This window comes from Sediminicoccus sp. BL-A-41-H5, from assembly GCF_050632405.1.
GTDB lineage: Bacteria > Pseudomonadota > Alphaproteobacteria > Acetobacterales > Acetobacteraceae > Roseococcus.
On sequence record NZ_CP192601.1, the window covers coordinates 3,242,771 to 3,268,722 of the forward strand.

The 25,952-nt window shown below is 70.2% G+C and carries 23 protein-coding genes; 16 read left to right on the plus strand and 7 right to left on the minus strand.

Features of this window, described 5'->3' with window-relative positions:
• Positions 1-76 precede the first annotated feature (76 nt).
• Positions 77-1,663 (minus strand): mechanosensitive ion channel family protein, encoded by a 1,587-nt coding sequence (locus ACQ860_RS15900; RefSeq protein ID WP_431304314.1) that lies wholly within the window; start codon positions 1,661-1,663, stop codon positions 77-79.
• Between the two features lie 76 nt (positions 1,664-1,739).
• Positions 1,740-3,434, minus strand: a complete 1,695-nt coding sequence (locus ACQ860_RS15905; RefSeq protein WP_431304315.1) for a DEAD/DEAH box helicase — start codon at positions 3,432-3,434, stop codon at positions 1,740-1,742.
• A 248-nt stretch (positions 3,435-3,682) separates the two neighbouring features.
• Here ACQ860_RS15905 and ACQ860_RS15910 point away from each other — a divergent pair, with 248 nt between their 5' ends.
• The 13 genes from ACQ860_RS15910 (at position 3,683) to ACQ860_RS15970 (ending at position 16,729) form a co-directional block, all read left to right on the plus strand.
• Complete coding sequence (locus tag ACQ860_RS15910) at positions 3,683-4,879, plus strand: CaiB/BaiF CoA transferase family protein (protein WP_431304316.1); 1,197 nt, start codon at positions 3,683-3,685, stop codon at positions 4,877-4,879.
• On the plus strand, positions 4,876-5,832 hold the full coding sequence (locus tag ACQ860_RS15915) for a hypothetical protein (RefSeq protein WP_431304317.1): 957 nt from the start codon (positions 4,876-4,878) through the stop codon (positions 5,830-5,832). Before ACQ860_RS15910 ends, ACQ860_RS15915 begins: the two co-directional genes overlap by 4 nt.
• Positions 5,829-6,809 carry a Bug family tripartite tricarboxylate transporter substrate binding protein gene (locus ACQ860_RS15920; protein ID WP_431304318.1) on the plus strand — a complete coding sequence of 327 codons (981 nt, stop codon included), beginning with the start codon at positions 5,829-5,831 and terminating at the stop codon, positions 6,807-6,809. The genes ACQ860_RS15915 and ACQ860_RS15920 overlap by 4 nt, the downstream gene beginning before the upstream one ends.
• Before the next feature lie 96 nt (positions 6,810-6,905).
• Complete coding sequence (gene rimP, locus ACQ860_RS15925) at positions 6,906-7,448, plus strand: ribosome maturation factor RimP (protein ID WP_431304319.1); 543 nt, start codon at positions 6,906-6,908, stop codon at positions 7,446-7,448.
• A gap of 9 nt (positions 7,449-7,457) precedes the next feature.
• Positions 7,458-8,987: a transcription termination factor NusA gene (gene nusA, locus ACQ860_RS15930; RefSeq protein WP_431305769.1), complete on the plus strand. Its 1,530-nt coding sequence runs from the start codon at positions 7,458-7,460 to the stop codon at positions 8,985-8,987.
• A complete protein-coding gene (locus tag ACQ860_RS15935; protein WP_431305770.1) occupies positions 8,977-9,618 on the plus strand; it encodes an RNA-binding protein in 642 nt (213 codons plus the stop codon). Before nusA ends, ACQ860_RS15935 begins: the two co-directional genes overlap by 11 nt.
• 22 nt (positions 9,619-9,640) lie before the next feature.
• On the plus strand, positions 9,641-12,436 hold the full coding sequence (infB, locus tag ACQ860_RS15940) for a translation initiation factor IF-2 (protein ID WP_431304320.1): 2,796 nt from the start codon (positions 9,641-9,643) through the stop codon (positions 12,434-12,436).
• Between the two features lie 209 nt (positions 12,437-12,645).
• Positions 12,646-13,059 carry a 30S ribosome-binding factor RbfA gene (gene rbfA / locus ACQ860_RS15945; RefSeq protein WP_431304321.1) on the plus strand — a complete coding sequence of 138 codons (414 nt, stop codon included), beginning with the start codon at positions 12,646-12,648 and terminating at the stop codon, positions 13,057-13,059.
• An 85-nt stretch (positions 13,060-13,144) separates the two neighbouring features.
• Positions 13,145-14,086, plus strand: a complete 942-nt coding sequence (truB, locus tag ACQ860_RS15950) for a tRNA pseudouridine(55) synthase TruB (RefSeq protein WP_431304322.1) — start codon at positions 13,145-13,147, stop codon at positions 14,084-14,086.
• Positions 14,087-14,143: 57 nt separating this feature from the next.
• Positions 14,144-14,413: a 30S ribosomal protein S15 gene (rpsO, locus tag ACQ860_RS15955; protein WP_213612931.1), complete on the plus strand. Its 270-nt coding sequence runs from the start codon at positions 14,144-14,146 to the stop codon at positions 14,411-14,413.
• Positions 14,414-14,478: 65 nt separating this feature from the next.
• Positions 14,479-15,033, plus strand: coding sequence for a YceI family protein (locus ACQ860_RS15960; RefSeq protein WP_431304323.1), 555 nt, complete (start codon positions 14,479-14,481; stop codon positions 15,031-15,033).
• A complete protein-coding gene (locus tag ACQ860_RS15965) occupies positions 15,030-15,563 on the plus strand; it encodes a cytochrome b (protein ID WP_431304324.1) in 534 nt (177 codons plus the stop codon). The genes ACQ860_RS15960 and ACQ860_RS15965 overlap by 4 nt, the downstream gene beginning before the upstream one ends.
• An 83-nt stretch (positions 15,564-15,646) precedes the next feature.
• Complete coding sequence (locus ACQ860_RS15970; RefSeq protein WP_431304325.1) at positions 15,647-16,729, plus strand: sulfite oxidase; 1,083 nt, start codon at positions 15,647-15,649, stop codon at positions 16,727-16,729.
• Positions 16,730-16,732: 3 nt separating this feature from the next.
• Here the strand turns inward: ACQ860_RS15970 and ACQ860_RS15975 are convergent, their stop codons facing one another.
• Complete coding sequence (locus ACQ860_RS15975; RefSeq protein ID WP_431304326.1) at positions 16,733-17,923, minus strand: FAD-dependent oxidoreductase; 1,191 nt, start codon at positions 17,921-17,923, stop codon at positions 16,733-16,735.
• A 123-nt stretch (positions 17,924-18,046) separates the two neighbouring features.
• On the opposite strand from ACQ860_RS15975, the gene ACQ860_RS15980 reads away from it, so the two are divergent.
• Positions 18,047-19,048: an NAD(P)H-dependent flavin oxidoreductase gene (locus tag ACQ860_RS15980; protein WP_431304327.1), complete on the plus strand. Its 1,002-nt coding sequence runs from the start codon at positions 18,047-18,049 to the stop codon at positions 19,046-19,048.
• Positions 19,049-19,065: 17 nt separating this feature from the next.
• Positions 19,066-19,836, plus strand: coding sequence for a sterol desaturase family protein (locus tag ACQ860_RS15985; RefSeq protein ID WP_431304328.1), 771 nt, complete (start codon positions 19,066-19,068; stop codon positions 19,834-19,836).
• On the opposite strand, the gene ACQ860_RS15990 is transcribed toward ACQ860_RS15985, so the two are convergent.
• The 4 genes from ACQ860_RS15990 to ACQ860_RS16005 all read right to left on the minus strand — a co-directional run bounded on the left by ACQ860_RS15990 (position 19,833) and on the right by ACQ860_RS16005 (position 24,022).
• Positions 19,833-20,729 (minus strand): hypothetical protein, encoded by an 897-nt coding sequence (locus ACQ860_RS15990; protein ID WP_431304329.1) that lies wholly within the window; start codon positions 20,727-20,729, stop codon positions 19,833-19,835. The two genes, ACQ860_RS15985 and ACQ860_RS15990, sit on opposite strands and share 4 nt — an antisense overlap.
• Positions 20,726-21,661, minus strand: a complete 936-nt coding sequence (locus ACQ860_RS15995) for an MlaD family protein (RefSeq protein WP_431304330.1) — start codon at positions 21,659-21,661, stop codon at positions 20,726-20,728. Before ACQ860_RS15995 ends, ACQ860_RS15990 begins: the two co-directional genes overlap by 4 nt.
• Positions 21,662-21,779: 118 nt before the next feature.
• A complete protein-coding gene (locus ACQ860_RS16000) occupies positions 21,780-22,127 on the minus strand; it encodes a hypothetical protein (protein ID WP_431304331.1) in 348 nt (115 codons plus the stop codon).
• A 179-nt stretch (positions 22,128-22,306) separates the two neighbouring features.
• Positions 22,307-24,022, minus strand: a complete 1,716-nt coding sequence (locus ACQ860_RS16005) for an AMP-dependent synthetase/ligase (protein WP_431304332.1) — start codon at positions 24,020-24,022, stop codon at positions 22,307-22,309.
• Between the two features lie 96 nt (positions 24,023-24,118).
• Here ACQ860_RS16005 and ACQ860_RS16010 point away from each other — a divergent pair, with 96 nt between their 5' ends.
• Complete coding sequence (locus tag ACQ860_RS16010; RefSeq protein WP_431304333.1) at positions 24,119-25,918, plus strand: M3 family oligoendopeptidase; 1,800 nt, start codon at positions 24,119-24,121, stop codon at positions 25,916-25,918.
• Positions 25,919-25,952 lie beyond the last annotated feature (34 nt).

The window sequence follows — 25,952 nt, forward strand, 5'->3', positions numbered from 1 at the left end:
TGGTCTAGTTTCTGGCGCCCTCAGGCGCCGGGGGCCTTGCGCGCGGATGCTTCGAACCGGTGCGCGGCTTGGCGGCTCAGTCGCGCTGCGCCGTTTCCATCGCCTGCAGCGCATCAAGGATCAGCGCCTGCTGCGTGGCGAGGAAGACCGCCTCGTCCTGCGTCATGATCAGCGCGGAGATCTGGATCGAGAGATTGCTGCGCCCGATGCCCGCCACATGCACGCGCGGCCAGCCCCGCCCGGTCTCGACCAGCGGCTCGGCTGCGAGGCGGCGGCGGAGCGCCTCGACGAGGGCCGCGATGCGCGTGGCCGGCATCTCGCGCGGCAGGCGCAGCCGGTGCTGGAAGATCCAGCGGTCCCGCGCCGAGAGGTTGGTGACATGGACCTTGGCCAGATCGGCGTTGGGCACGCTGGTGATGGCGCCGTCGAGCCCGCGGATCTGGCTGGACCGCGGGCCGATCGCGATGACAACGCCGCGCGCCGTGCCGAAGGCGATCGTATCCCCCACGCGGAAGGGCCGGTCGGCGAAGATGGAGATGCCGCCCAGCAGGTTCTCGACCGTCGCCTGCGCGGCGAGCGCCAGGGCCAGGCCGCCGATGCTGACGCCGGCCAGCAGGCCCAGCGCCGGCACGCCCGCCTCATTCGCGCCCAGCACGATCAGCGTCGCCGCCGCGAGCAGGGAGCAGACGCGCGCGAGCAGCCGCAGCAGGTTCGCGTCATAGACCCGCGCCGGGAAGTTGGGCGCGGCGATGATGGCCTCCGCCACCAGCCAGCAGGCGGACCAGGCCGCCCAGGCGGCGGCGAGGTAGATGGTGAAGTTCGTGAAGAGCAGGCCGATGTCGGAAATGCCGCCCACCAGGACGATCTGCCAGGTGATGAAGGTATAGGCGGCATCGAGCAGCAGGACGAAGAGGCCGGCCACCAGCAGCATGGCCAGGTGCCGCCGCCAGGGCACCATGCCCCGGCTGCGCCGCAGAACGAAGCGCAGGCAAAGCAGGCCGATCAGCGCCACCGTCAGCAGCACCAGCAGCGTCAGCAGCACCTTCCAGGCGGGTGAGCCCAGCAGGTCCCATTGCAGCGGCGCGGGCAGGCGGTGCAGCGGCAGCCCGGCCAGCAGCGGGCCCGTGAAATTGCGGCGGAAATCCCCCCAATCGGGGATGCCGACCGGCGCCAGCACCGGCGCATCGCCCAGGGCGGCGCGGAATTCCGGCAGCCGGGCCAGCGTCTCGGCCGAGAAGACCCAGTTCCGCCCGCCCGCATCGGGCAGGCGGATGAGGCGGATTTCCGTGCCCGGGATCGTCCAGCGCGTCGCCTGCGGTTCCACGGGCTGGCTGTTCGGGTCCAACTCCGGCAGGCGGTGCAGGATATCGGCCAGCAGGCCGAAGGCCATGGCGCCATGCTTGATGCGCGTGACCGGCGGCGCGTCCCGCAGGTCGAACAGCTCACGCCCGGCGCGGGTCAGCGCCGTGGTCAGCGCGGTTTCCGTCGTCCTGCTGGGCGTGGCGCGATAGGCCAGCAACAGCGATTCCATCCGCAGCGCCTCGGCCCGGAAGGAGGCGACCGTGGCCTGTGGGGTCGAGGTGTCGAGCTCGGCCAGCAGCGCGGCCGAGGCCGGCAGGCCAGGCATCAGCCAGACGAGCAGCAGGAAGACCCAGCGGTGCACGGATGTCGCCTCCCAGCGCCGCGTCCGGCGGCTTGGCCCCATTCTCTCGCCAGGGATGGGCGCCTGTCGAGCCGCCTCAGCCGCGGCGGGGCGCCGGGCGCTTGTTGCCCTGGTAGGGTCGGTTCGGGCCGGGATGGGGCGGGCCGCGGCGGGCTGGCCCCTCCAACGGCGCATCGGCCGGCTCCACGCGGATATGCGCGTCATCGCGCCCAGGCTTGGAGGCGGCATGGGCGAAGCGGCTGGCGGCATAGGGCGCCACCTCAAAGCGTGTCTCGCGGTCCAGGATGCGGATGCGCCCGATCTCCTCGCGCGTCACATGGCCGCGATGGCAGAGGAAGGGCAGGATCCAGCGCGGATCGGCGTCGTTGCTGCGGCCCACATTCATGCGGAACCACACGCCCTCGCCCACCTCGGTCGGCGCCGGCATGGTGCGGGGCTGCGGCGCGGGGCGGGCCTGGGCGGCGGCGAGTTCCTCAGGCGCGGGCAGGGGCGCGCGGAGCTGCTTCACCAGCGCGGCCGCGATCGCCTCGGCCGAGCGGCCTTCCAGCAAGCGGCGGCCGAGTTCCATGTCCCTCTCATCCGCTTCGGCTTCCAGCATCTCGATGCCGGCGGCGAGAATGCGCTCGCCGTCCTTGGCATGTATCTCATCCGCTGTCGGTGCGCCGGACCACGCGGCCTGGAGCTTGGCGGCCTGGAGCAGCCGCTCGGCGATCCGCCGGCGGTTGTGCGGGACGATGAGGGCGGAGATGCCCTTCTTGCCCGCGCGTCCGGTGCGGCCCGAGCGGTGCAGCAGCGTCTCAGGGTCATTCGGCAGATCGGCGTGGATGACCAGCGCCAGGTCCGGCAGGTCGAGCCCACGCGCGGCGACGTCGGTGGCCACGCAGACGCGGGCACGGCCGTCGCGGAGGCCCTGCATGGCGCGGGTGCGCTCGGCCTGGGAGAGCTCGCCCGAGAGGGCGACGGCGGAGAAGCCGCGCTCCACCAGGTTGCCATGCAGCCGGGCCACGGCGGCGCGGGTGGTGCAGAAGACGATGGCGGTGCGCGGATCGAGGAAGCGCAGCGTGTTCACCACCGCGCGCTCCATCTCGCCCGGCGCCACGGAGAGCGCGCGGTATTCGATGTCGCTGTGCTGCTTGCCCTCGCTGGTCGCCGCGATGCGCAGCGCGTCCTTCTGGAAACCCTTGGCGAGCTGCGCGATGCCGCGCGGCACGGTGGCCGAGAAGAGCAGCGTGCGGCGCTCGGCCGGCATGGTCTCGAGGATGGCTTCGAGGTCCTCGCGGAAGCCGAGGTCGAGCATCTCGTCCGCCTCGTCCAGCACCACGGCGCGAATGGCCTGGGGCTTGAGGTTGCCCCGCTCCAGATGGTCGCGCAGGCGGCCGGGCGTGCCGACCACGATATGTGCGCCATGGGCGAGCTGCCGGCGCTCGGCCATGGGATCCATGCCGCCGACGCAGGCGACGATGCGCCCGCCGGCCTTGGCATAGAGCCAAGTAAGTTCGACCTGCACCTGGAGGGCGAGTTCGCGCGTGGGGGCGACGATCAGCGCCAGTGGTGTGGGCGAATGGCCGAGGCGCTCGGCGCCGGCCAGCACGTCATGCGCGATGGCGAGGCCATAGGCGACCGTCTTGCCGGAGCCGGTCTGCGCCGAGACCAGCAGGTCGCGGCCGGCGGTCTCGGGCTCCAGCACGGCGGCCTGGACGGCGGTGGGCTCGGCATAGCCGCGTTCGGCCAGGGTGGCTGCCAGCGGGCCGGCGAGGTCAGGGAAGGGCATTCAATAATCCTGGTCAGTCGAAGGCGTGCCGGCCGGGCCAGCGACGCGAAGGCGCAAAGAAAACGAGGGTGGACCCGCGGCACGGGCTTGGGCGCAGCGGGTGGATCCTGGCGCCAGGCCCCTCGCATAGGCCCATGAGGCAGCGGGGGAAAGCGCGAAGTCTGGGGGGGAGGGGTCCGCCTGGGACATGGCGGTCACGTTGACGATGATGCCGCGCCGGACAAGACTTGTCCGTACAAGGAGGGCGCATGAGCCAGAACAAAGGGCCGCTGGCCGGCCTGCGCGTGATCGATGCCTCGAATTTCCTGGCCGCCCCCACCGTCTCCATGCACCTGGCCGATATGGGCGCCGAGGTGATCAAGCTGGAGCGGCCGAATGGCGGGGACGAGTTCCGCAACTGGGGGCGCCGGCGGGATGACATCGCACTCTATTACAAGGTGGTGAACCGCAACAAGCTCTCGGTCACGGCGGATTTCCGCACGCCCCTGGGCGTGGAGACGGTGAAGCGCCTGGTGCGCGACGCCGACCTGATCGTGGAGAATTACCGCCCCGGCACCATGGAGAAATGGGGCCTCGGTTATGACGTGCTCAGCGCCATCAACCCGCGTCTGGTGATGCTGCGGGTGACGGGCTACGGGCAGGAGGGGCCGAACGCGCACAAGCCGGGCTTCGGCACCGCGCTCGAGGGCTATGGGGGCTTCGTCTACATCAATGGCGAGCCGGGGCGACCGCCGCTGCTGCCGCCCTTCGGGCTTTCGGATGCGAGCTCCGGCCTCTGCGGCGCCTTCCTGGCGCTGGCCGCGCTGCGCGAGCGTGACGCTTCGGGGCGCGGGCAGGTGGTGGACCTGGCGCTCTATGAGGCGATGTTCGCCATGCTGGGCCCCTTCGTCGTCGAAAACGACCAGTTGGGCGTGGTGCAGGAGCGCATGGGCTCGCGCCTGCCCTGGGTGGCACCGCGCAATACCTACCAATGCCGCGACGGCGCCTGGGTGAGCCTCAGCGCCTCCTCCAACGGCACTTTTCTCCGACTTTGCACCGCGCTGGGGGAACCCGCGCTCGCGCGTGACCCGCGCTTCGCGGAAAACGCCGGACGCGTCGCGAATGTCGAGGCGCTGGATGCGGAGCTCTCCCGCCTGATCGGTCGCTTCGATCGGGCGGAGCTCATCGCGCTGCTGGAGGCGTCTGATGCCGTGGTGGCGCCGGTGAACAGCGTGGCGGACATCATGGTTGACCCGCATATCGCGGCGCGAGGCTCGATCATCTCGGTTGAGGATGCGGAACTGGGTGGGCCCATGCGGATGCAGGCGCCCTCCGGCCGCTTCTCCCGCACGCCGCTCGAGATCCAGCATGCCGGCCCGCCCGCCGGGGCGCATAACCGCGAAATCCTGCTCGGGCGGCTGGGCTTTACGGAAGATGAACTCCGCACGGGGGGGATCACGCCGTGATCCAGCTTCCCGCCCGCGCCATCGTCACCGAAGTCGGACCCCGCGACGGGCTGCAATCCCTGGGCCGCTGGGTGCCAACAGACGAAAAAATTTGGCTGATCCAGCGCCTGGCGGCCGCCGGGATCACGGAGATCGAGGCCGTCTCCTTCGCCCATCCCCGCTTCATCCCCGATTTGCGCGATGCGGAGGAGGTGCTGGAGCGCCTGCCGCCCCTGCCGGGCGTGAATTTGCGCGGCCTGGTGCCGAACGCACGCGGGGCGGAGCGGGCGGCGACGACGCGGGTGGATGAGATGGTGGGCCTCATCACCGCCTCCGTCGCCTATTCCGCGCTGAACCAGAACACCACCATCGAGGGTGCGCTGGAGCAGGCCATCCTGGCGCTGCGCATCGCCGAGCGCGCGGGAAAGCGCTTTTCGCTCGGCCTCGGCATGGCCTTCTGGTGCCCGCTGGACGGGCTGATCCCGGAGGAGCGGGTGATGGCCATCGTGGCCCGCCTGTACGACGCCGGCCTGCGCGACCTCATGCTGGCCGGCAGCCTGGGCTTCGAGGATCCGCCGACCGTGCGCGCCCGCTTCGCCCGCATCCTGGACCGGCATCCGGGCATGACGCTGTGCTACCATGTCCATGACCAGGCCGGCATCGCGGCGGCCAATGTGCTGGCGGCGCTGGATGCGGGGGTGACGCGCTTCGAGGTCTCGATCTGCGGGCTCGGTGGCGGCGTGGCGACCCCCGAGGCCATCGGCAACATGCCGACGGAGGACCTCACGCAGATGCTGGAGCTCTGCGGCGTGGCGACGGGGCTGGAATCGGGCGCTGTGATCGCGGCGGCGCGGGAGATCGCGGCCCGTCTGGCCCTGGCCCTGCCGAGCCGCGCGGGCCAGCATGGCAACCGGGCGGAGGCGCTGGCCAAGGGCCAGGCCAAGCTGGTCGCGAAACAGGGAAAGACCGCATGAGAACCGCCATCCGCCAACGCCTGCGCGTCGCCACCGCCCTGTTGACGCTGCCCGCACTGGCCCGCGCCCAGGAGTTCCCGCGGCAGCAGGTCCGCCTGATCCTCCCCTTCGCGCCGGGCACGGGCAGCGACGCCATCGCGCGCATCGTGGCGCATGAGACGCGCAACCGCCTGCCGCACCCGATCGTCGTGGAGAACCGGCCGGGTGGGGGCGGCATCACCGGCACGGAGCAGGGCGCCCGCGCGGCGCCGGACGGCCATACGCTCACCCTCGGCACCACCAGTACCTTCCTGGTGAACCCGGCGCTCAACCCGCGCGCGGGCTACACCTTCGAGCGCGATTTCGCGCCGGTGGTCGGCGTGGGCCGCAGCTTCTATGTGGTGGTCACCGCCAATACCGCCGCCGCGCCGAAGACGCTCGGCGAATTGATCGAGCGGCTGCGCCAGCCCGGCGCGCATGGCACCTTCGCCTCCTCCGGTGCGGGCACCATCACGCATCTCGCCTCCGAAATCGTGCTGCACAAGGCGGGGGTGACCGGCACGCATGTGCCCTATCGCGGCAGCGGGGCGGCCATGGCGGACATCATCGGCGGCCAGGTGCTCTTCGGCTCCGACTCGCTGGCGGCCACGCTGCCGCTGATCCGCGGCGGGCAGCTGCGCGCGCTGGCCATGACCTCGCCCACGCGCTTCGCGGGCCTGCCCGATGTGCCGACGCTGATCGAGAGCGGCATGCCGGGGACCGTCATTGATGCCTGGTTCGGCATCGGCGCGCCCATCGCGACCCCGGCACCCATCGTGGCGCAGCTCAGCGAGGTGATCCTGGCCGCCATCACCAGCGAGGAGGCGAAGCCCCGCTTCGAGGCGCTGGGCGTGGACCTTCTGGCCCTGGGCCCGGCCGGTTTCGCGCAATTCGTGCGGGAGAGCGGCGTCTTCTGGCGGGGCTTCCTGCAGGCGAGCGGCATCCGCATCGAATTCTGAAGACTTGCATCACAGGCCCCGCCGCGCCATAACAGGGGTCTTCCAAACCAACTTCATCAAGAGGTGGGTGGCCTTCCGAGGCCGCCCTTTCGGCATTTGACCATCGAGAGACCACGCCACGAAGGGCTCGACGCCCGCATCGCCGACCTGGTGGCGCCGACCATCGAGCATATGGGCTATGAGTTGGTCCGCGTGCAGGTGAGCGGCAAGGAAAAGCCGACCGTGCAGATCATGGCGGACCGCGCCGATGGCGCGCCCTTCACCGTGGAGGACTGCACCGAGATCAGCCACGCCGTCGGCGCCGTCCTGGACGTGGCGGACCCGATCAAGGCCGAGTGGATGCTGGAAATCTCATCCCCCGGCATTGATCGTCCGCTGACGCGTGCCAAGGACTGGAACCTCTATGCCGGCCATGTGGCGACGGTGGAGATGCTGATCCCCATCGAGGGCCGCAAGCGCTTCCGTGGCATCGTGCTGGGCGCCGATGCGGAAGTGGGCAGGCTCCGCCTGGACGAGGGGCCGGAAGTGGCCTTGCCGCGCGATCAGATGCGCCGCGCCAAGCTCGTGCTGACCGATGAACTCATCGCTGCCACCGCAGCGCAGACCAAGGCCGCGTCCGCGGCGAACCAAGGGAACTGAACCATGGCCATGGATGTTGCGATCCCCCGCCCTGAATTCCTGCAGGTGGCCGAAGCCGTCGCCCGCGAGAAGATGATCGAAAAGGAAGAGGTTCTCGAGGCCATGGAGCTCGCCATGGGCAAGGCGGGCAAGCAGAAATACGGCCTGGAGAAGGATATCCGCGCCACCATCGATCGCAAGACCGGCGAGGTCCGCCTCTCGCGCTGGACCGAGGTGGTGGAGCAGGAGCCGGTCGAGAACGAGGACACGCAGATCCCGCTGCGCATCGCCGTCAAGGTGAAGCCCGGCATCACGGTGGGCGAATTCATCGTGGACCCGCTGCCGCCCATCGATTTCGGCCGCATCGCCGCGCAGACCGCCAAGCAGGTGATCGTGCAGCGCGTGCGCGAGGTGGAGCGCAAGAAGCAGTTCGACGAATACAAGGACCGCGTGGGCGAGATCATCAACGGCACGGTCAAGCGCACCGAATACGGCAACCTCATGGTCGAGCTGGGCAAGGCCGAGGCGCTGCTGCGCCGCGACGAGACCATCCCGCGCGAGGCCTTCAAGAATGGCGACCGCGTGCGCGCCTATATCTATGACGTGCGCGAGGAGCCGCGCGGCCCGCAAATCTTCCTCAGCCGCACCCATCCGGGCTTCCTGGCCAAGCTCTTCGCGCAGGAAGTGCCCGAGATCTATGACGGCATCATCGAGATCAAGGCCGTGGCGCGCGACCCCGGCAGCCGCGCCAAGATGGCGGTGATCAGCCGCGATTCCAGCATCGACCCCGTCGGCGCCTGCGTCGGCATGCGCGGCTCGCGCGTGCAGGCCGTGGTGGCGGAACTCCAGGGCGAGAAGATCGACATCATCCCCTGGAGCCCGGACATCGCGACCTTCATCGTGAACGCCATGGCGCCCGCCGAGGTGGCCAAGGTGCTGCTGGACGATGAGAGCAAGCGGGTCGAGGTCGTGGTGCCGGATGAGCAGCTTTCGCTCGCCATCGGCCGGCGCGGCCAGAATGTCCGCCTCGCCTCGCAGCTCACGCGCTACGACATCGACATCATGACCGAGGCGGGCGAGAGCGAGCGCCGCCAGGAGGACTTCCGCAAGCGCAGCGGCCTCTTCGTCGAGGCGTTGGACGTGGACGACGTGATCGCCGGCCTGCTGGTGACCGAGGGTTATTCCACCATCGAGGAGATCATCGAGGTGGATGACGAGGAGCTGGCGAGCATCGAGGGCTTCGACGAGGCCATCGCGGCCGAGCTGAAGCGCCGTGGCCTCGCTTTCCTCGAAGCCAAGGACGCCGAGTTCGAGACCCGCCGCGTCGAGCTGGGCGTGGAGGATGCGATCGCCGAGATCGGCACCTTCACCCCGGCCATGCTGGTGCAGCTGGGCGAGGCCGGCGTGAAGACGCTGGATGACCTGGCGGACCTGGCGGGCGACGAGCTGGTCGAGATGTTTGGCGCCGAGACCATGGACGAGGAGACGGCGAATGCCGTGATCATGGCCGCCCGCGCCCATTGGTTCGACGAGGAAGGGAACGGCGAAGCTGCCGGCTGACCCCGCCCTCGCCCCGGACGACACCCTCCCGGACGATTCCATCGCCCGCGAGCGCGGTCCATTGCGCCGCTGCATCGTCACCCGGCAGACCTTGCCGAAGGAGCAGATGCTGCGTTTCGTCATCGGCCCCATGCGTGAGGTGGTGCCTGATCCGGGTGGACGTTTGCCGGGCAGGGGCCTATGGTTGGTGGCGCAGGATGATGTGTTGCGCAAAGCGCTCAAGCAGGGCGCCTTTGCCAAGGCCGCCCGGGGGTCCGTCGGGGTTGCTGGCGATCTTCACGCCCTGATCGTTTCTGGCCTGCGCCAGCGGATCCTGGACTTCCTGGGGTTTGCGCGGCGCAGCGGGGAGGCGGTGGCGGGGCGGGAAGCGGTCCTGGACTGGCTCCGCCATGACAAGGTGGCGTTGCTCATCCAGGCCTCGGATGGCAGCCCCGCGGAGAGGAGCCGGTTGGTCGGTGGGCGCACCGATGGGCTGGATTTCCCGGTCCTGACACCGCTCACGGCCGCGGAGTTGGGTGGAGTGTTTGGGCGGGATCGCGCGGTGCACGTGGCGATCTCCCCGGGTCGGATGGTTTCCTCGCTGCAGGCGGAGGCGGCACGCTTGGCCGGCTTCGCGGTGGATCGAGGCTGAAGGATTGAGTTCGGAACGACGAATGAGCGACCAGAACGAACAGGATGCGGCCAAGAGCCGACTGAGCCTCCGCCCGGCAGGCCGGCTCGAGATGGGCAAGACGGTGGATGCGGGGAGCGTCCGCCAGAGCTTCAGCCATGGCCGCAGCAAGGTCGTCCAGGTCGAGGTCGTGAAGAAGCGCACCCCGGGCCCTGGCGGCTCGGGCACGACGCTGCGCGCGCCGACCGCGCCGGTGCGCCCTGGCGCGCCACGCGCACCCCAGGCACCCGGCAATGCCGCGCCCCCGCCGGCCGCTGCCCCCCCGGCCGCGAGCCCCGCGCCGAGCGCGCCCTCCGGCTCCGGCAATGCCCGGCCCGCCGCGCCGCGCCCGGCCACCGGCCCCTCTGGCCGCCCGCTGACCGCCGCCGAACTGGCCATCCGCCAGCGCGTGCTGGAAGAGCAGCGCCGCATTGAGGCCGCGCGTGAGCGTGAGCAGCGCGAGCAGCAGGCCCTGATGGTCCGCAGCGCGGCCGAGGAAGCCGCGCGCCGCGCCGAGGAAGAGGCCCGCCAGCGGGAGGCCGCCGAGGCCGCCGAGCGCGAGGCCGCCCGCGCCGCCGAGGCCGCCGCCCGTGCGCCCGCCCCGGCGCCGGCCGCCCCGGCTGCTCCGGCCCCCGCCGCCCGCCAGGAGGCGCCGCCGGAACCGCCGCGCCCGGCCGCGCCACGCGTCACTCCGCTCGCCGCCCGCGCCACGCAGGGCCCGGCGCTGCGGCCGACCACGCCGCCCTCCGGCCCCTCGGCCAAGCTGTCGCTCAACCCGCGCGCCCGCGCAGATGAGGATGATGACCGCCGCGGCCCCGCCCGCCGCCCCGGTGGCGCCGCCCCCGGCGGCGTGAAGCGCCCGGCCCCCGCGCCGGTGAAGAAGGCCCCGCTCGCCGCCGGCCGCCGCGAAGGCCGCATTGACGTCGCCGCCGCCATGGATGGCGAGGATGAGCGCAGCCGCTCGATGGCCTCGGTCCGCCGCGCCCGCGAGCGCGAGCGCCGCCAGGCCGAGCTGCAGCGCCTGCGCGCCGGCCAGGAGCGCGTGGTGCGCGACGTCGTGATCCCCGAGACGATCACGGTGCAGGAACTGGCCAACCGCATGGCCGCCCGCGGCGGAGAGGTGGTGAAGGCCCTGTTCCGCATGGGCGTGATGGCGACGCTGACCCAGAGCATCGACGCCGACACGGCCGAGCTGGTCGCGCAGGAATTCGGCCACCGCGTGAAGCGCGTCGCCGAGGATGACGTGGAGCTGGCGTTGGAAGGCACGGTGGACGAGGATGACGCGCTGCTCCCGCGCCCGCCCGTCGTCACCATCATGGGCCATGTGGACCACGGCAAGACGTCGCTGCTCGATGCGCTGCGCAAGACCGACGTGGCGGCGCGCGAGGCGGGTGGCATCACCCAGCATATCGGCGCCTACCAGGTGGCCACGCCGAGCGGTATCGTCACCTTCATCGATACGCCGGGCCATGAGGCCTTCACGGCGATGCGCGCGCGCGGCGCCGGCGTCACCGACATGGTGGTGCTGGTCGTCGCGGCGGATGACGGCGTGATGCCGCAGACGATCGAGGCCATCAAGCATGCCCGCGCGGCGGATGTGCCGATCATCGTGGCCGTGAACAAGATCGACAAGCCGGGCATCAACCTCGACCGCGTGCGCAATGAGCTGCTGCAGCACGAGATCGTGGTGGAAAGCCTGGGCGGCGAGACGCAGGAGATCCAGGTCTCGGCCACCAAGGGCACTAACCTCGACAAGCTGCTGGAAGCCATCCTGCTGCAGGCCGAGATTCTCGATCTGCGCGCCAACCCGGACCGCCCGGGCGAGGGCACCGTGATCGAGAGCAAGCTCGACCGCGGCCGTGGCCCCGTGGCGACGGTGCTGGTCCAGAAGGGCACGCTGAAGCAGGGCGACATCGTCGTCGCCGGCGCCGAATGGGGCCGTGTGCGCGCCCTGGTGGACAGCCTGGGCAAGCCGCTGAAGGCGGCCGGGCCCTCCGTGCCGGTCGAGGTGCTGGGCCTTTCGGGCGTGCCGTCGGCGGGCGAGAACTTCGTGGCCGTCGAGAACGAAAGCCAGGCGCGCGAAGTGAGCGAGTTCCGCCAGCGCCGTGCCCGCGAAAAGGCCGCCGCCGCCCTGGGCGCCGGCCGTGGCACGCTGAACGACATGCTGGCGCGCATCCAGGCGGGCGAGCAGAAGGAAGTGGCCGTCGTCGTGAAGGCGGATGTGCAGGGCTCGGCCGAGGCGATCAATGTCACCCTCGGCAAGCTCGGCAACGAGGAGGTGCGCGTGCGCGTGCTGCACTCGGCCGTCGGCCAGATCACGGAGAGCGACATCCAGTTGGCCAAGGCGTCCAACGCCGTGGTCGTCGCCTTCAACGTCCGCGCCACGACCCAGGCGCGCGAGATGGCGCAGCGGGATGGCGTGGATATCCGCTACTACTCGATCATCTACCAGGTGTCGGACGACATCGAGGCGATCTTCAAGTCGCGCCTCGCCCCCGTCCAGCGCGAGAGCTTCATCGGCTACGCGCAGATCTTGCAGGTCTTCGAGGTCAAGCGGCTGGGCAATGTGGCCGGCTGCCGCGTGACCGAGGGCGTGGTGAAGCGCGGCTGCGGCGTGCGCCTGCTGCGCGACGGCATCGTCATCCACGAGGGCGAACTCAGCACGCTGCGCCGCTTCAAGGACGACGTGAAGGAAGTCACCAACGGCTACGAATGCGGCATGGGCTTCAAGAACTACGACGACATCCGCGTCGGCGACCAGATCGAGTGCTTCGAGACGGAAACCGTAGCCGCCGCGTAGCGGCGGGAACGGTTTCCTGATTTTTTCTTGCCCTCAGACGCCGGGCGGCGGCTCCGCCGCCTTGGCTTCGCCGCGCGGCGGGTGCGCCCGGCGGCGACGTCGGTTGGGCGGCGCCGCGCGCGTTGCGCGCGGATTCTCCGTAGCGGTGCCTCTTCCTGTGGGGCCGCCTCTTCTTCCGGGGTTCCAACCCCCCTTCTTCCGAGGTTCCCATGGCCAAGCGCCACACTGACACCCCCCCCGGCGCGCCCAGCCAGCGCCAGCTCCGCGTGGCGGAGGAGGTGCGGCATGCGCTCGCCGCCATCTTCGAACGCGGCGATTTCCGCGACCCCGAGCTGGCCAATGCCCGCATCACCGTGACCGAGGTGCGCGCCAGCCCCGACCTTCGCCACATGACGGCCTTCATCAGCGGCCTCGGCAAGGACGTGCCCCCTGAGCAGTTCCTGGCGCTCAAGCGCGCCCATGCCTTCCTGCGCGGCCAGGTGGCGAAGGGCGTGCGGCTGAAATTCGCGCCGGAGCTTCATTTCCAGCCGGACAGCGCGCTGGACTACGCCATGAAGATCGACCAGCTCATGCGCCAGCCCCAGGTGGCGCGCGATCTGGCCAAGGACGACACGCAGGACTGAGGCGCATCAGCCTTGCGCCCGGCGCGCTACCCCGCGCCGCCAGACCGCGTAGAACGCGCCCTCGTTTTCCCGACCGCAGGACCTGATGCCCCGTCACCACAGAAAACCCAAGGGCCGCCCCATTGATGGCTGGCTCATCATCGACAAGCCCACGGGCCTCGGCAGCACCGATGTCGTGAACAAGGTGAAGCGCGCCTATGACGCGCAGAAGGCTGGCCATGGCGGCACGCTCGATCCGCTGGCGACCGGCCTGCTGCCCATCGCCTTCGGCCATGCCACCAAGACCGTCCCCTATGTGATGGACGGCACCAAGGTCTATCACTTCACGCTGGCCTTTGGCGAAGCGCGGGACAGCGATGATTCCGACGGCGCGGTGATCGAAACGAGCGACGCCCGCCCCACCGACGAGGCGATCCGCGCCGCGTTGCCGGCCTTCATCGGCGACATCATGCAGATCCCGCCTGTCTATTCCGCCATCAAGGTGAATGGCGAGCGCGCCTATGACCTGGCGCGGGACGGCCAGGCGGTGCAGCTGGAAGCACGCCCCGCGCGCGTCGATCGCTTCGAGCTGATCGCCCGCCCGGATGCCGACACCGCCATCTTCGAGGTGCAGTCGGGCAAGGGCGTCTACATGCGCTCGCTGGCGCGGGACCTCGCGCGCGCCGTCGGCACCGTCGGCCATATCGCCGCGCTGCGGCGTTTGCGCGTGGGCCCTTTCACCGAGGCGCATGCCGTGGCCCTGGACAAGATCGTCGTGACGGGCGATACCCCGCCTCCTTCGCTGGACCTTCTGCTCCCCCTGACGACCGCGCTGGCCGACATCCCGGCACTGGCCGTCTCGGAGGCGGAGGCCGCCCGCCTCAATTTCGGCCAGGCCCTCAGCCTCGTTGATTTGATGGGCCGGGTTCCGTCCGAGGCCAGCCCCGATGGGGGCCTGGTGCGCGCGATGGCGGCGGAGCGGTTCGTGGGCCTGTGTCGTCTCGAAGAGGGGATGATGCGGCCCGAACGGCTGATGGCGCCCGGCTGAGCCCGGGGCCGGACGCCCAGAGCCGGTTTCTCTCTCCAACCTTGAAGGAATTCGCCGATGTCGATCACCGCCGAGCGCCGCGCCGCGCTCATCCAGGAACATGCGACCAAGCCCGGTGACACGGGCAGCCCCGAAGTGCAGGTGGCCATCCTCTCCGAGCGCATCTCCAACCTGACCGAGCACCTGAAGACCCACGCGAAGGATTTCCACTCGCGCCGCGGCCTGCTGGTGATGGTCGGCCAGCGCCGTGGCCTGCTGGACTACCTGAAGCGCAAGGACAAGGCGCGTTATGACGCGCTGATCGCCAAGCTCGGCCTGCGTCGCTGAGCTGAAGCTGGGCCGCCCCTCGGGGCGGCCCTTTTCGTTCCGGGCCATCGCCCCACATGAATGGCGTGCTCGACCGCCGCGCCCTCCTGGCCTTGGCCGCCCTGCCAGCGCTGCCCGCGCGCGGCGACGCGCGCACGCGCTACGTCTTCGACCAGAGCGTCGGCCGCATCGGCTTTTCCGCCCGGCATCTCGGCCTCTTCACCTCGCAGGGCCAGTTCGACCGCTTCCAGGCGACGCTGCTGATCGACCCGAACAACCCGCAGAACGCCTCGGTGGAATGTGTGGTCGAGACGGCCGAGGTCAGCATCCCCTTTCCCGGCGCCACCGACCTGCTGCGCTCCGAGGCCTATTTCGACGTCACCCGCCACCCCACGGCGCGCTTCGCCGGCGAGGCCAATGGCCTGACCGAGGCGGCCGGCTTCCCCATCGCCGGGGAGCTGGCCGTGCGCGGCGTCACCCGCCCCTTTCGCATGACCGCCCGGCTGGTCGAGCGCCAGGCCGGCGTCGCGCGCTTCCAGGCGGAGGGCGAGATGCGCCGGGGCGAATTCGGCATGGTGGCGGACCGCACGCTGATCTCGGACGTGATCCGGCTCAGCGTGGATGTGCGGATCGCGGTGTGAGCGCCGAAGGCTGGTCCCGCCCGCAGCGGCGCCTGCATGCCTGGGGGGCGGTGCTGGTGGTGCTGACGCTGGCGCTGTCGCTCCTCATGGTGGCGTTGCCCATGTCGCAGCTGCTGGCGAAATTCCTGGCTTATCAGCTGCACAAGACCTTCGGCCTGCTGGTGCTGATCCTCACCCTCACGCGGCTCGGCTTCCGGCTGGCCCGCCCGGCGCCGGCGCTGGACGGGCTCACGCCCGCCCGGCAGCGCGCGGCGCGTTGGGGGCAGGCCGTGCTCTATGCGCTGCTGCTGGTGGTGCCGCTGCTCGGCTACCTGACGGCCCAGGCCGCGGCCGGGCCGGTGCCCACCACGCTCTTCCTTGTCATTCCGGTCCCGCACCTGCTGGACCCCGACCCGGTGCTCTATGCCTGGCTGCGGCCCACCCACCAGATCGCCGCCTGGAGCCTGATCGCGCTCGCCGCGGCGCATGCGGCGATGGCGCTGTGGCATCACCGGCAGGGCATTCCGGTGCTGAGGCGGATGTGGGGGTAGGTCCCGAATTCCCTTGAAACGCAGCGGCCGGCGCGGCAAGCCAAAGCGGCGAGGCCCATCCTGAACCGATCAAGGAGGCGATCATGGCGCGACAGGCGTCCCTCGGAACCCCGAAGCCCGGCCTGATCAGCCTCGCTGACCCGGCGCTGAACCAGGAATCGCCGCCCCATGCGCTGGGCCACCCCATCACCCCTACCGCGCTCTTCTTCGTCCGCAACAACGGCACCCTGCCGGAGGTCGCGCCCGAGGACTGGCGGCTGGAGGTCACGGGCCGCGTGCATCGCCCGTTGGTGCTGCGGCTGGAGGAACTCCGTGCCCGCTTCCCCGTGGTCGAGCTCACCGCCGTGCTGGAATGCGCGGGCAATGGGCGGAGCGGCTTCGCCCCGCCCGTGCCGGGCCTGGCCTGGGGCCCCGGCGCGGTGGGATGCGCGCGCTGGACGGGCGTGCGGCTCGCCGATGTGCTCGCGGCGGCCGGCGTCGTCGAGGATGCCGTCTATGTCGCGCATGAAAGCCCGGACCATGTGATCGGCGCGCCGGGCCGGCTGGCGCTCTCGCGTGGACTTCCGCTCGCCAAGGCGATGGCGCAGGAGACGCTGCTGGCCTTCGCCATGAATGGCGCGCCGCTCGACCCGCTGCATGGCTTCCCGCTGCGTGTGGTCGCACCCGGCTATCCGGGTTCGGCCTGGCAGAAATGGCTGAGCCGCATCGTGGTGCGGGATTGCGAGCATGACGGCGCCAAGATGACCGGCCTCGACTACCGCCTGCCGCGCCGGCCCGTGGCGCCGGGGGAAGCGCCCGATCCGGCGATTTTCGACGTCATCACCGACATGCCGGTGAAGAGCCTGATCACCGCGCCAGCCGAGGGCTTTTCCGCCACGGGCCCGCTGACGATCAGCGGCTTCGCCTGGAGCGGCGCCATTCCCGTCACGCGCGTGGCACTCTCGGCCGATGGTGGCGCCACCTGGCAGGAGGCGCCGCTGGAGCCGGGCGAGGGCCGCTGGGCCTGGCGCGGCTTCGAGGCGCGGCTCGCCCTGCCGCCGGGGGAGGTGGAGCTGATCGCGCGGGCCACGGATGCGGCGGGCAACACGCAGCCGATGGAGCCCCCCTGGAACCCGCGCGGCTATTGCAACAACGCCGTCCACCGCATCCGCGGCCGCATCGGCTGAACCTCAGGCGATCTCGGCCGCGCGGCGCAGGCTGTTGATCATGGACATCCCCAGCAGATGGGCATGCGCCTTGGCCGGGTCGCTCGCGGCCTCCGCCATCCGGTTCTGGAAATCCGCCTGGTCCTCGGGTGTGGCGGCCTCCAGGTTCTTCTTGTTCTGGATGGTGGTGCGCTGGACCACCTCCTCCGTGATGCCGCGCCGCTGCCGGTCATAGCGGTCGAGCAAGCTCTCCTCGGCCTCGCCGCGCATGACCTGGACGAGCTTCTCCACGAGGTTCACCGCGTCATGCACGCCGCCATTCAGGCCCATGCCGCCCAGCGGGTTGTTGATGTGCGCGGCATCACCCGCCAGCAGGACGCGCCCCTTGCGGAAGGTCTCGGCCACGCGCTGGTGCACGCGGTAGAGCGTGGTGTGCCTGATCGGGTAGTCGCCACCGCCTTCGAGCACCCGGGCGAAGCGGGCGCGGGCGAATGCGGGCGTCATCACCTCCTCATCCGAGACCTCGGGCTTCACCGGGAACATGGCGCGCCAGACGCTGGGGACGCGCAGCAGGAAGAACCACTCCTCGGGGTCCGCATAGTAGGAAACGTCCGCCAGGCCGGGGATGGCGCTCGCGAAGTCGAATTCGGTGGAGAGGACGAGGAAGCGCTCGGGCCAGGTGAAGCCGTTGAAGGCGATGCCGGCAGATTTGCGCACCGCGCTGCGCGCGCCATCGGCGCCGATGATCCAGCTGCCGGTGAGGCACGTGCCATCCTCGAGCGTCGCCGTGACATGGCTGCCCTCATCATGCACCTCGGCCACCGCGCTGTTGAAGCGCACCTGGTAGAGCGGGTTGCCCTCCAGCAGCCCGTGCAGGATGCGCGTCAGCTTGAACTGCTCGCATTGCAGCCGGTAGGGGTGGCGCGTGACGTCGGCCAGCAGGCCGAAATCGAATTCCGCGATCAGGCTGTGGTCGCGCCGCCGGTACTGCACGCGCGGGCCGATGATGCCCTGGCGGATCATGTCCTTCGCGGCGCCCAGCTCATCCAGCATGTCGAGCGTGGGGGCGTGGAAGGTGGAGGCGCGCATCTCCTCCGAGATGCCGGGGCCGGCCTCCAGCACCTGCACCGGGATTCCGGCACGGACCAGCGAGGCCGCGGCGACGAGGCCGACCGGGCCGGCGCCGGCGATCAGGACAGGCTTGGACGGTGCCATGCGGTGCGAAATCCCCCACTGATCTCGTTACAATTGGCGCGAAATCCCGGGCTGTGAAGGGGTGGAATTCCATGCCGGCGTTTCCTGCTCTAGCGTCGCGGGACAGGAAAGGAACGTCCCCTCATGGATCTGCGCCAGAAGCTTCAGGGCCGGCTGCGCCTGCCGCTCATCGGCTCGCCGCTTTTCATCATCTCCGTGCCGGACCTCGTCGTCGCGCAATGCACCTCGGGCGTCATCGGCTCCATGCCCACGCTGAACGCGCGGCCGCTAGAGCAGCTGGATGACTGGCTGTTCGAGATCACCGGGCGGCTCGCCGAACATGACCGCGCGAACCCCGACCGGCCTTCGGCGCCATTTGCGATGAACCTCATCGTGCACCGCTCGAACGACCGGCTGGAGGAGGATCTCAAGCTCGTCGTCAAGCACAAGGTGCCGCTCATCATCACCTCGCTCGGCGCGCGGCCGGAGGTGAATGAGGCCATCCATTCCTATGGCGGCCATGTGATCCATGACGTGATCAACCAGACCTTCGCCCACAAGGCGATCGAGAAGGGCGCGGATGGACTCGTGCTGGTGGCCGCCGGCGCGGGCGGGCATGCCGGCGCGCAGAGCCCCTTCGCGCTGATGCAGGAGACGCGCGCCTGGTTCGACGGGCCCATCGCGCTCTCGGGCAGCATCGCACATGGCCGCAGCATCCTGGCGGCCGAGGCGATGGGCGCGGATTTCGCCTATATGGGCTCCGCCTTCATCGCGACGGAGGAGGCGCGCGCGGTGGACGACTACAAGCGCATGCTGGTGGAATCCGGCGCCGACGACATCGTCTACACCAACCTCATCACCGGCGTGCATGGCAATTATCTGAAGCCCTCCGTGCGCAATGCGGGGCTCGACCCGGACAACCTCGAGACCTCCGACAAGTCGGCGATGAGCTTCGCGCAGGGGCGCAACAAGAAGTGGAAGGACATCTGGGGCGCGGGGCAGAGCGTCTCGGGCATTCATGAGGTGGTGCCGGCGGCGGATCTGGTGGCGCGGCTGCACCGGGAATACCTGGAGGCGCGGCGCAAGCTGGGCGGCGCCTCGCCGCTGGTGAACCCGAACTGGGCGCGACTGGCGGAGGCCGCCTGACGCCCCATATCCGGGGCATGAGCGAAGCCACGATCCGCCTCGCGGCCTTCCTCGGCGTGCTGGCCCTGCTGCTGGCCGCCGAGCGGCTGATCCCCTGGCAGGTGCCGCGCCCGCTGGGGTGGCGGCGCTGGGTGCCCAATTTCGGGCTGGTGGCGCTGGGTGCCGTCGCCGTGCGCTTCCTGATGCCGCTGGCGGCGGTGGGGGCGGCGCTCTGGGCGCAGACCAACGGCATCGGCCTGTTCAACTGGCTGGAGGCGCCGGGCTGGCTCGCCATCCCGCTCACGGTCGTGCTCTTCGACCTGCTGATCTACTGGCAGCACCGGATCTTCCATGTGGTGCCGGTGCTCTGGCGGCTGCATCGCGTGCACCACGCCGACCCCGAGATGGATGCCAGCACCGGGCTGCGCTTCCATCCCATCGAGATCTGGCTCTCCATGTGGGTGAAGATCGCGGCCGCCATCGCCCTTGGCGCGCCGCCCGAGGGCGTGGTGGCCTTCGAGATCATCCTGAATGCCGCGAGCCTCTTCGAGCATGCGGCGATCCGCATTCCGCCGCGGCTGGAGGCCGTGCTGGGCTGGGTGATCGTCACGCCCGGCCTGCATCGCATCCATCACTCGGAGCGCGAGGAGGAGACGAACAGCCATTACGGCTTCTGCCTCTCCGTCTGGGACCGGATCTTCGGCTCCTGGCGCGGGCGCTGGGCGGGCGAGTTGGTGCTGGGTGTGCGGGGCTATCGCGCGGCGACTGAGCAGCGCGTGCTGCCCTTGCTGACGCAGCCCTTCCGTTAAGCGCGCGCGTCGCGCTCGCGTTCCGCCATGTCGCGCAGGGCGCGCCGCGCAGCGTTCGCGATCTCGGGCGCGCGCGCCTCGCGCGCCAGCGTCTCGGCCTGCTGCAGCCAGCGCCGTGCCTCGGGGAATTCGTTGCGGGAGGCAGCACTGCGGCCGGCGCGCAGAAGCAGGTCTGCGGCGGTATGGATCTCGCCCTGGCGGCGCGCGGCCTCCGCTTCCAACGCGAGGGCGCGGGCCAGGCCGCGGTAGTCGAGCCCTTCGCGCCGCAGCGTGGCGGCGGCGGTGGCAAGGCGGCGGGCCTCGGGCAGATCGCCTTGCGCCAGGGCTGCCGCGGCGGCGAGTTCCTCGGCATCGGCGCGGAAGGCGCGGCGTTCGGGTGTGCCGAGCGCGGCCCGGGCCTCGGCCAGCGCGGCCTGGTCGGTGCGTGCCGCCGCGATCAACCCGCGCAGGAACCAGGCCCGCAGCGCCACATCCGGGTCCTCGGTGCCGATCCCGGCCGCGACCTGCTGCGCCCCGGCGAGGTCGCCGCCGCGATAGAGGGCCAGCGCCTCCACCAGGCGGAGCGCGTCGGGGATGGCCGCGTTGCGGCGCAGCAGCTCGGCCTGCACCTCGCGCGAGGTCGTCAGCGCGGCGGCAGGGCTCGGGCGGACGAGCTGGGCGGCGGCGAGGCCGATACCGGCATCGCCAATCGCGGCGGTATCGTCGCGCTCCCGCGCGCGGTTGAGCGCCGTGGCATAGAGCCGCGCGGCCTCGGCCGGGCGGTCGAGTTCCAGCGCCAGGCGCCCGGCGCGGGCGGCGCGGCCCAGCGTCTCATCGGGTGGCGGGGGCGCGGGCGGCGGTGTGCTGCCGCAGGCGGCGAGCAGGGGCAGGGCAAGCCAAAGGGCGCGCTTCATGGGCGCAGCCTTTCGGCCGCCGGTCGGCGGGGCTCGGGCGCGGGCGGACCGCTGCCGCCCAGCAGCCACATGCCGCGCAGCTGCGTCAGCAGCAGCTCCAGCTCGCGCGTGGTCTGCTGCGTCTGGAGCAGGAGCCCCGGGACATTGCCCGTGCTTTCTTCCACGTTGCGCACCGTCTGCGGCAGGCGCTGCGTGGCGCGGGAGACGTCGCGCGTCGCCTGCTGGAGATTGGCCAGCGCCTGGTCCAGGCGACGCATGAGGGCGGGCAGCGTGGCGTTGGGACCGCTTTCCGCCATCAGCCGCTCAGCCTGGGCGGCCAGGCCATCGAAGCGTTGCACCAGTTGGGCGCCGCCGCGCAGCAGGGTTGTGAGCTCCTGCGCCGCCGCCTCGGCATTGCGGGCGAACTGGTCATCGGCCATGAGTCGGCCGAGCGAGCCCTCGCCGCGCTCGACGCCATCCACGAAGCGCACGGCGAAGCGGGAGACGCGGCCCAGATCCTCCAGCACGGGCAGGGCACGGTCGCGCAACTGTTCCAGCACTTGGAGCTGCGAGGGCTCGGCGCTGGCCTCCAGCGTGGCGGCGCTCCAGTCCAGTGCCGCGCCATCGCCGCGGCCGATGAAGAGGAAGCCGGGGCCCACGCCGCCCATGCGGCTGCGGATGGTGATGGGGGAATCGCGCCGGATGAAGTCGCGCGCGGCGGGCTCGGTCAGGACGATTTCCGCGACGAGGCGGCGTCCGGGCGCGAAGGCGATGCGCTGGACGGTGCCGGCCTTCAGCCCCAGAACCTGCACATCGGCGCCCGCTTCCAGCCCGGCGGTGCCCTCGGGTGGGAGGAGGACGCGCAGCCGCGTCTCGCCCTGGGCGAGAGCGAAGAGCGGCCACAGCAGCAGGGCCGCCATGGCACTGGGCAGCCAGCTTCGCAAATGCATCATCCCTGCCTCTCTCCCGGCCGCTTGGCCCTGGTTAGGCTAGCGGCGGGATTCACGGTGCGGCAAGGCAACTATGTGCGCGCAAGAAGATCCGAACACGGATGGCCTGCGCTCGCAGCGATCAGGACCGAACCTGCGGCGGCGGTGCGCAACGCGTTGCGGCCAGCGTGCCGAGGTATTGATTCCGCGATTCGAGGGCTCGTTGGTCGATCCCTGCTGCGCCTTGGAAATCCATCAGGAACAGAGGCAGGATGAAGAAGGCGCCGGCCACCCCAGCCGCGACGTTTTGGGCTACTTTTGCGCCACTCTCCGAGCCAAGGTCAGAGATGCGTGCGGTATTTGCTGCAATTTCCGCCTGGATGGCTTGGCAATCCATCGTGTTGTCGATGGGCTGAACCACCGCGACAGGTGCGGGGGCTCTTCCTGCACAAGCGCTCAAGCCGACCACGCAAGCGATGACCAGGGACATATTTTTCATTTTTTGGGCGTTTCCACTGCACTCAACAGAGCGATGTTACACGCGCATGAAAAATAATCCCAGACATATTTTTATTTGCCTGGAGCAGAGACTTGGACACGTCGCGTCGTCCGAGCCGGGTCCAAGCGGCGGCTTATGCGACCTCAATCCGACGACATCGGGACAGCGCCTTAGCCCAGCGCGTCCACCTCGGCGCGGTACCGCTCCAGCACCGGGCGGCGCTTGATCTTCATGGTGGGTGTCAGCAGCCCGTTCTCCACCGTGAAGGGCTCGGGCAGGGGGTGGAAGCGGCGGATGCGCTCGATGTTGGAAAGGCGGGCATTCACGCGCTTCACCGCCTCGCCCACGCGCTCCGCCTGGCCGTCCGCGGGGACGATCAGCGCCACCACGCCGGCCATGCCCTCGCCACCAACCACCGCCTGGGCCACTTCCGGCTCACCCGCCAGCATGGCCTCGATCTTGGAGGGGGCGACCATGTCGCCGCCCTTCAGCTTGATGAAGTCCCGCTTGCGGTCGGTGATGTGGATCCGGCCATCGCGCAGCTCGGCCACGTCGCCCGTGTGCAGCCATGGTTCCCTTTCGCCCGCGGGGATGCGCAGGGCCTGGGCGGTGGCCTCGGGGTTGTTCCAGTAGCCATCCATGACCAGGCCGCCCTTGACCAGCAATTCGCCATCCTCGGCGAGGCGCACCTGCACACCAGGCAACGGCTTCCCGACGCTGAGGCGGTCATTGTCCCAGGGGAGGTTCACGCTGATGACGGGGCCGGCCTCGCTCTGGCCATAGCCCTGGATGATGGTGACGCCGAGCGCCAGGAAGAAGCCGGAGAGTTCCGGGTCGAGCCGCGCGCCGCCCGAGACCAGGGCCTCCAGCGCGCCGCCGAAGCGGGCGCGGACCTTCTGGCGCACCAGCCGGTCCAGCACCGCGTCCTGCACGCGCTCCAGCAGGCCGAGCGGAGGGCCGTCCAGCTTGCGCAGCCCGAGCGCGATGGCGCGCTGGAAGAGCTTGAGGCGCAGCCCGCCCTCCTTCTCCAGCGCGCCCATGATGCGCTCGCGGATCACCTCGAAGAGGCGCGGGACGGTGGTGACGAGATGCGGGCGGTGCTCGGCGAAATCGGCCAGCAGCTTGTCCGCGCCGCGCGAGAAGATCACCTGGTAGCCGCAGGCCGGCATGAGGAATCCGCCCACCGTGTGCTCGTAGCTGTGCGAGAGCGGCAGGAAGGAGAGGTAGCGCCCGTTCCGCACGCCGATCTGGTCGATCAGCCCCTTGGCGCCGGCGCAGTTGGTCAGCATGGCGCGGTGCGGCAGCATGACGCCCTTGGGGTTGCCGCCCGTTCCCGAGGTGTAGATCAGGCAGGCCAGCCGCCCGGCCGGGATGTGCTCCACCTCCGCGATCAGCATGGCGAGGTCGCCCTCGATCGCGGTGATCTCGGCCCAGCTCATGGCGCGGGTCTCGGCCGGGGCGGGGGGCGGCTCCTCCATGGCCACCAGAAGCTCGAGCGGGGCGGCGGCCAGGACGCGCTCGGCCAGGGCCCGGGTGGAGACGATGGCCGTGCGTGCCCCGCTGTCGCGCAGCACATGGGCGTGGTCCGCCGTGGTGTTCGTGACGTAGGTGGGGACGGTAACGGCGCCGATCGCCATGATGGCGTTGTCGGCGATCATGAATTCTGGGCGATTCTCGCTCACCAGCAGCACGCGGTCCCCGGGCATGATGCCCTGGGCGCGCAGCCCGGCGGCGAGATTCGCGACTTGCTGGCAGAATTCACCGCGGCTCATGCTCCGCCAGGCGCCATCCCGCCAATAGCCCAGCATGGGCCAGTCCGGCGCCTGGACGGCGAGGGTGAAGATCAGGCCGGGCAGGCTCGTCGCCTGTTCGACGGTGTGCGGCATGCGATGGTTCCGGAACTTGGACGTGGGGCCGCTTGGACGCGGCGCTCACCCGCATATATGAGAAGGATGCGAATGATCCCAGGCCGCGCCCCTGAAATGTTGCGCTCCCCCCTCGACGCCGCCGGTGGCGACGCCGCCCTCCCCTCATGGGACCTGTCGGACCTCTACAAGGCGCCCGACGATGCCGCGCTGACGGCCGACCTGGCCCGCGCCGAGGAGCAGGCCCGCGCCTTCCAGGAGCGGCTCTCCGGCAAGCTGGCCAAGCTGTCGGGGGATGCCCTGGCCGCGGCGCTGCGCGAGTACGAGGCGATCGAGGAGGTGCTGGGCCGGGTGATGAGCTATGCCCAGCTGCTCTTCTCGGGCGATGCGCAGAATGCCGAGAACGGCCGCTTCTACCAGACCATGCAGGAGCGGGTGACGGGCATCTCCTCGCATCTCGTGTTCTTCACGCTGGAGCTCAACCACATCGCGGAAGCCACGCTGGAGGAGAAGCTGAAGGCGAGCCCCGCACTGGCCCGCTATCGCCCCTGGCTGCGCGACCTGCGCGTCTGGCTGCCGCACCAGCTTTCGGACGAGATGGAACGCCTGCTGCACGAGAAGGAGGTGACGGGCCGCGCCGCCTGGAACCGCCTCTTCGACGAGACCATGGCGAACATGACCGTCACCGTGAGTGGCGAGGAACTCTCGGTCAGCGCCGCGCTGAACAAGCTCTCCGACGCGGATCGTGACGTGCGCGCGGCGGCGGCGAAGGGCGTCTCCGAGGCCTTCGGTTCGCGCATCCGCCTCTTCTCCCTCATCACCAACACGTTGGTGAAGGACAAGGAGGTGATGGACAAGTGGCGCAACCACCCGCGCCCCGGCTCCTCCCGCAACCGCGCCAACATGGTGGAAGACGAGGTGGTGGACGCGCTGGTGACCGCGGTGCGCGAGAGTTTTCCGCGCCTGTCGCACCGCTACTATACGATGAAGGCGAAGTGGCTGGGCCTGGAGAAGCTCATGCACTGGGACCGCAACGCGCCGCTGCCGCGCGATGCGGACAGCACCATCCCCTGGCCGCAGGCCGTGCAACAGGTGCGCGCGGCCTATGCCGGCTTCTCGCCCGAGATGGAGAAGCTGGCCGCGCCCTTCTTCGACAAGCCCTGGATCGATGCGGCACTCCGCCCCGGCAAGTCGGGCGGCGCCTTCGCCCACCCGACGGTGCCGAGCGCGCACCCCTATCTGCTGCTGAACTACCACGGCAAGGCGCGGGACGTGATGACGCTGGCGCATGAACTCGGCCACGGCGTGCATCAGCGCCTGGCGGCCGAACAGGGCTACCTCATGTCCAGCACGCCGCTGACCCTGGCCGAGACCGCCAGCGTCTTCGGCGAGATGCTGACCTTCCGCGCGCTGCTGGATGCCGAGGCGGACCCCGCCAAGCGCCGCCTGCTGCTGGCCGGCAAGGTGGAGGACATGCTCAACACGGTGGTGCGGCAGATCGCCTTCTATCGCTTCGAGACGCTGGTGCATGACGAGCGCCGCCAGGGCGAGCTCTCGGCCGAGCGCATCGGCGAGATCTGGATGCAGGTGCAGACCGAGAGCCTGGGGCCGATCTTCGACTTCACGCCGGACTACAGCTGCTACTGGGCCTATATCCCGCATTTCGTGCACTCGCCCTTCTATGTCTATGCCTATGCCTTCGGGGATTGCCTGGTGAACGCGCTCTATGGCGTGTATCGCGATGGCGGCGTCCCGGATTTCGAGCGCAAGTACCTCGACATGCTGCGCGCGGGCGGCACGCTGCGGCACAAGGAATTGCTGGCGCCCTTCGGCCTCGATGCCTCGCGGCCGGATTTCTGGAAGCGCGGGCTCGACGTCATCTCTGGCTTCATTGATGAATTGGAGGCCGCGTCTTGAGCGACCGCGAAAGCTCCTTCTTCGGCGAGGTGAA

What these genes read in the sequence shown, in the direction of transcription:
- ACQ860_RS15905 (WP_431304315.1), bottom strand. Translation starts at nt 3,434, where the DNA reads ATGCCCTTCCCTGACCTCGCCGGCCCGCTGGCAGCCACCCTGGCCGAA.
- ACQ860_RS15910 (WP_431304316.1), top strand. Translation starts at nt 3,683, where the DNA reads ATGAGCCAGAACAAAGGGCCGCTGGCCGGCCTGCGCGTGATCGATGCC.
- ACQ860_RS15920 (WP_431304318.1), top strand. Translation starts at nt 5,829, where the DNA reads ATGAGAACCGCCATCCGCCAACGCCTGCGCGTCGCCACCGCCCTGTTG.
- nusA (WP_431305769.1), top strand. Translation starts at nt 7,458, where the DNA reads ATGGATGTTGCGATCCCCCGCCCTGAATTCCTGCAGGTGGCCGAAGCC.
- infB (WP_431304320.1), top strand. Translation starts at nt 9,641, where the DNA reads ATGAGCGACCAGAACGAACAGGATGCGGCCAAGAGCCGACTGAGCCTC.
- rbfA (WP_431304321.1), top strand. Translation starts at nt 12,646, where the DNA reads ATGGCCAAGCGCCACACTGACACCCCCCCCGGCGCGCCCAGCCAGCGC.
- truB (WP_431304322.1), top strand. Translation starts at nt 13,145, where the DNA reads ATGCCCCGTCACCACAGAAAACCCAAGGGCCGCCCCATTGATGGCTGG.
- rpsO (WP_213612931.1), top strand. Translation starts at nt 14,144, where the DNA reads ATGTCGATCACCGCCGAGCGCCGCGCCGCGCTCATCCAGGAACATGCG.
- ACQ860_RS15970 (WP_431304325.1), top strand. Translation starts at nt 15,647, where the DNA reads ATGGCGCGACAGGCGTCCCTCGGAACCCCGAAGCCCGGCCTGATCAGC.
- ACQ860_RS15975 (WP_431304326.1), bottom strand. Translation starts at nt 17,923, where the DNA reads ATGGCACCGTCCAAGCCTGTCCTGATCGCCGGCGCCGGCCCGGTCGGC.
- ACQ860_RS15980 (WP_431304327.1), top strand. Translation starts at nt 18,047, where the DNA reads ATGGATCTGCGCCAGAAGCTTCAGGGCCGGCTGCGCCTGCCGCTCATC.
- ACQ860_RS15985 (WP_431304328.1), top strand. Translation starts at nt 19,066, where the DNA reads ATGAGCGAAGCCACGATCCGCCTCGCGGCCTTCCTCGGCGTGCTGGCC.
- ACQ860_RS15990 (WP_431304329.1), bottom strand. Translation starts at nt 20,729, where the DNA reads ATGAAGCGCGCCCTTTGGCTTGCCCTGCCCCTGCTCGCCGCCTGCGGC.
- ACQ860_RS15995 (WP_431304330.1), bottom strand. Translation starts at nt 21,661, where the DNA reads ATGATGCATTTGCGAAGCTGGCTGCCCAGTGCCATGGCGGCCCTGCTG.
- ACQ860_RS16000 (WP_431304331.1), bottom strand. Translation starts at nt 22,127, where the DNA reads ATGTCCCTGGTCATCGCTTGCGTGGTCGGCTTGAGCGCTTGTGCAGGA.
- ACQ860_RS16005 (WP_431304332.1), bottom strand. Translation starts at nt 24,022, where the DNA reads ATGCCGCACACCGTCGAACAGGCGACGAGCCTGCCCGGCCTGATCTTC.
- ACQ860_RS16010 (WP_431304333.1), top strand. Translation starts at nt 24,119, where the DNA reads ATGTTGCGCTCCCCCCTCGACGCCGCCGGTGGCGACGCCGCCCTCCCC.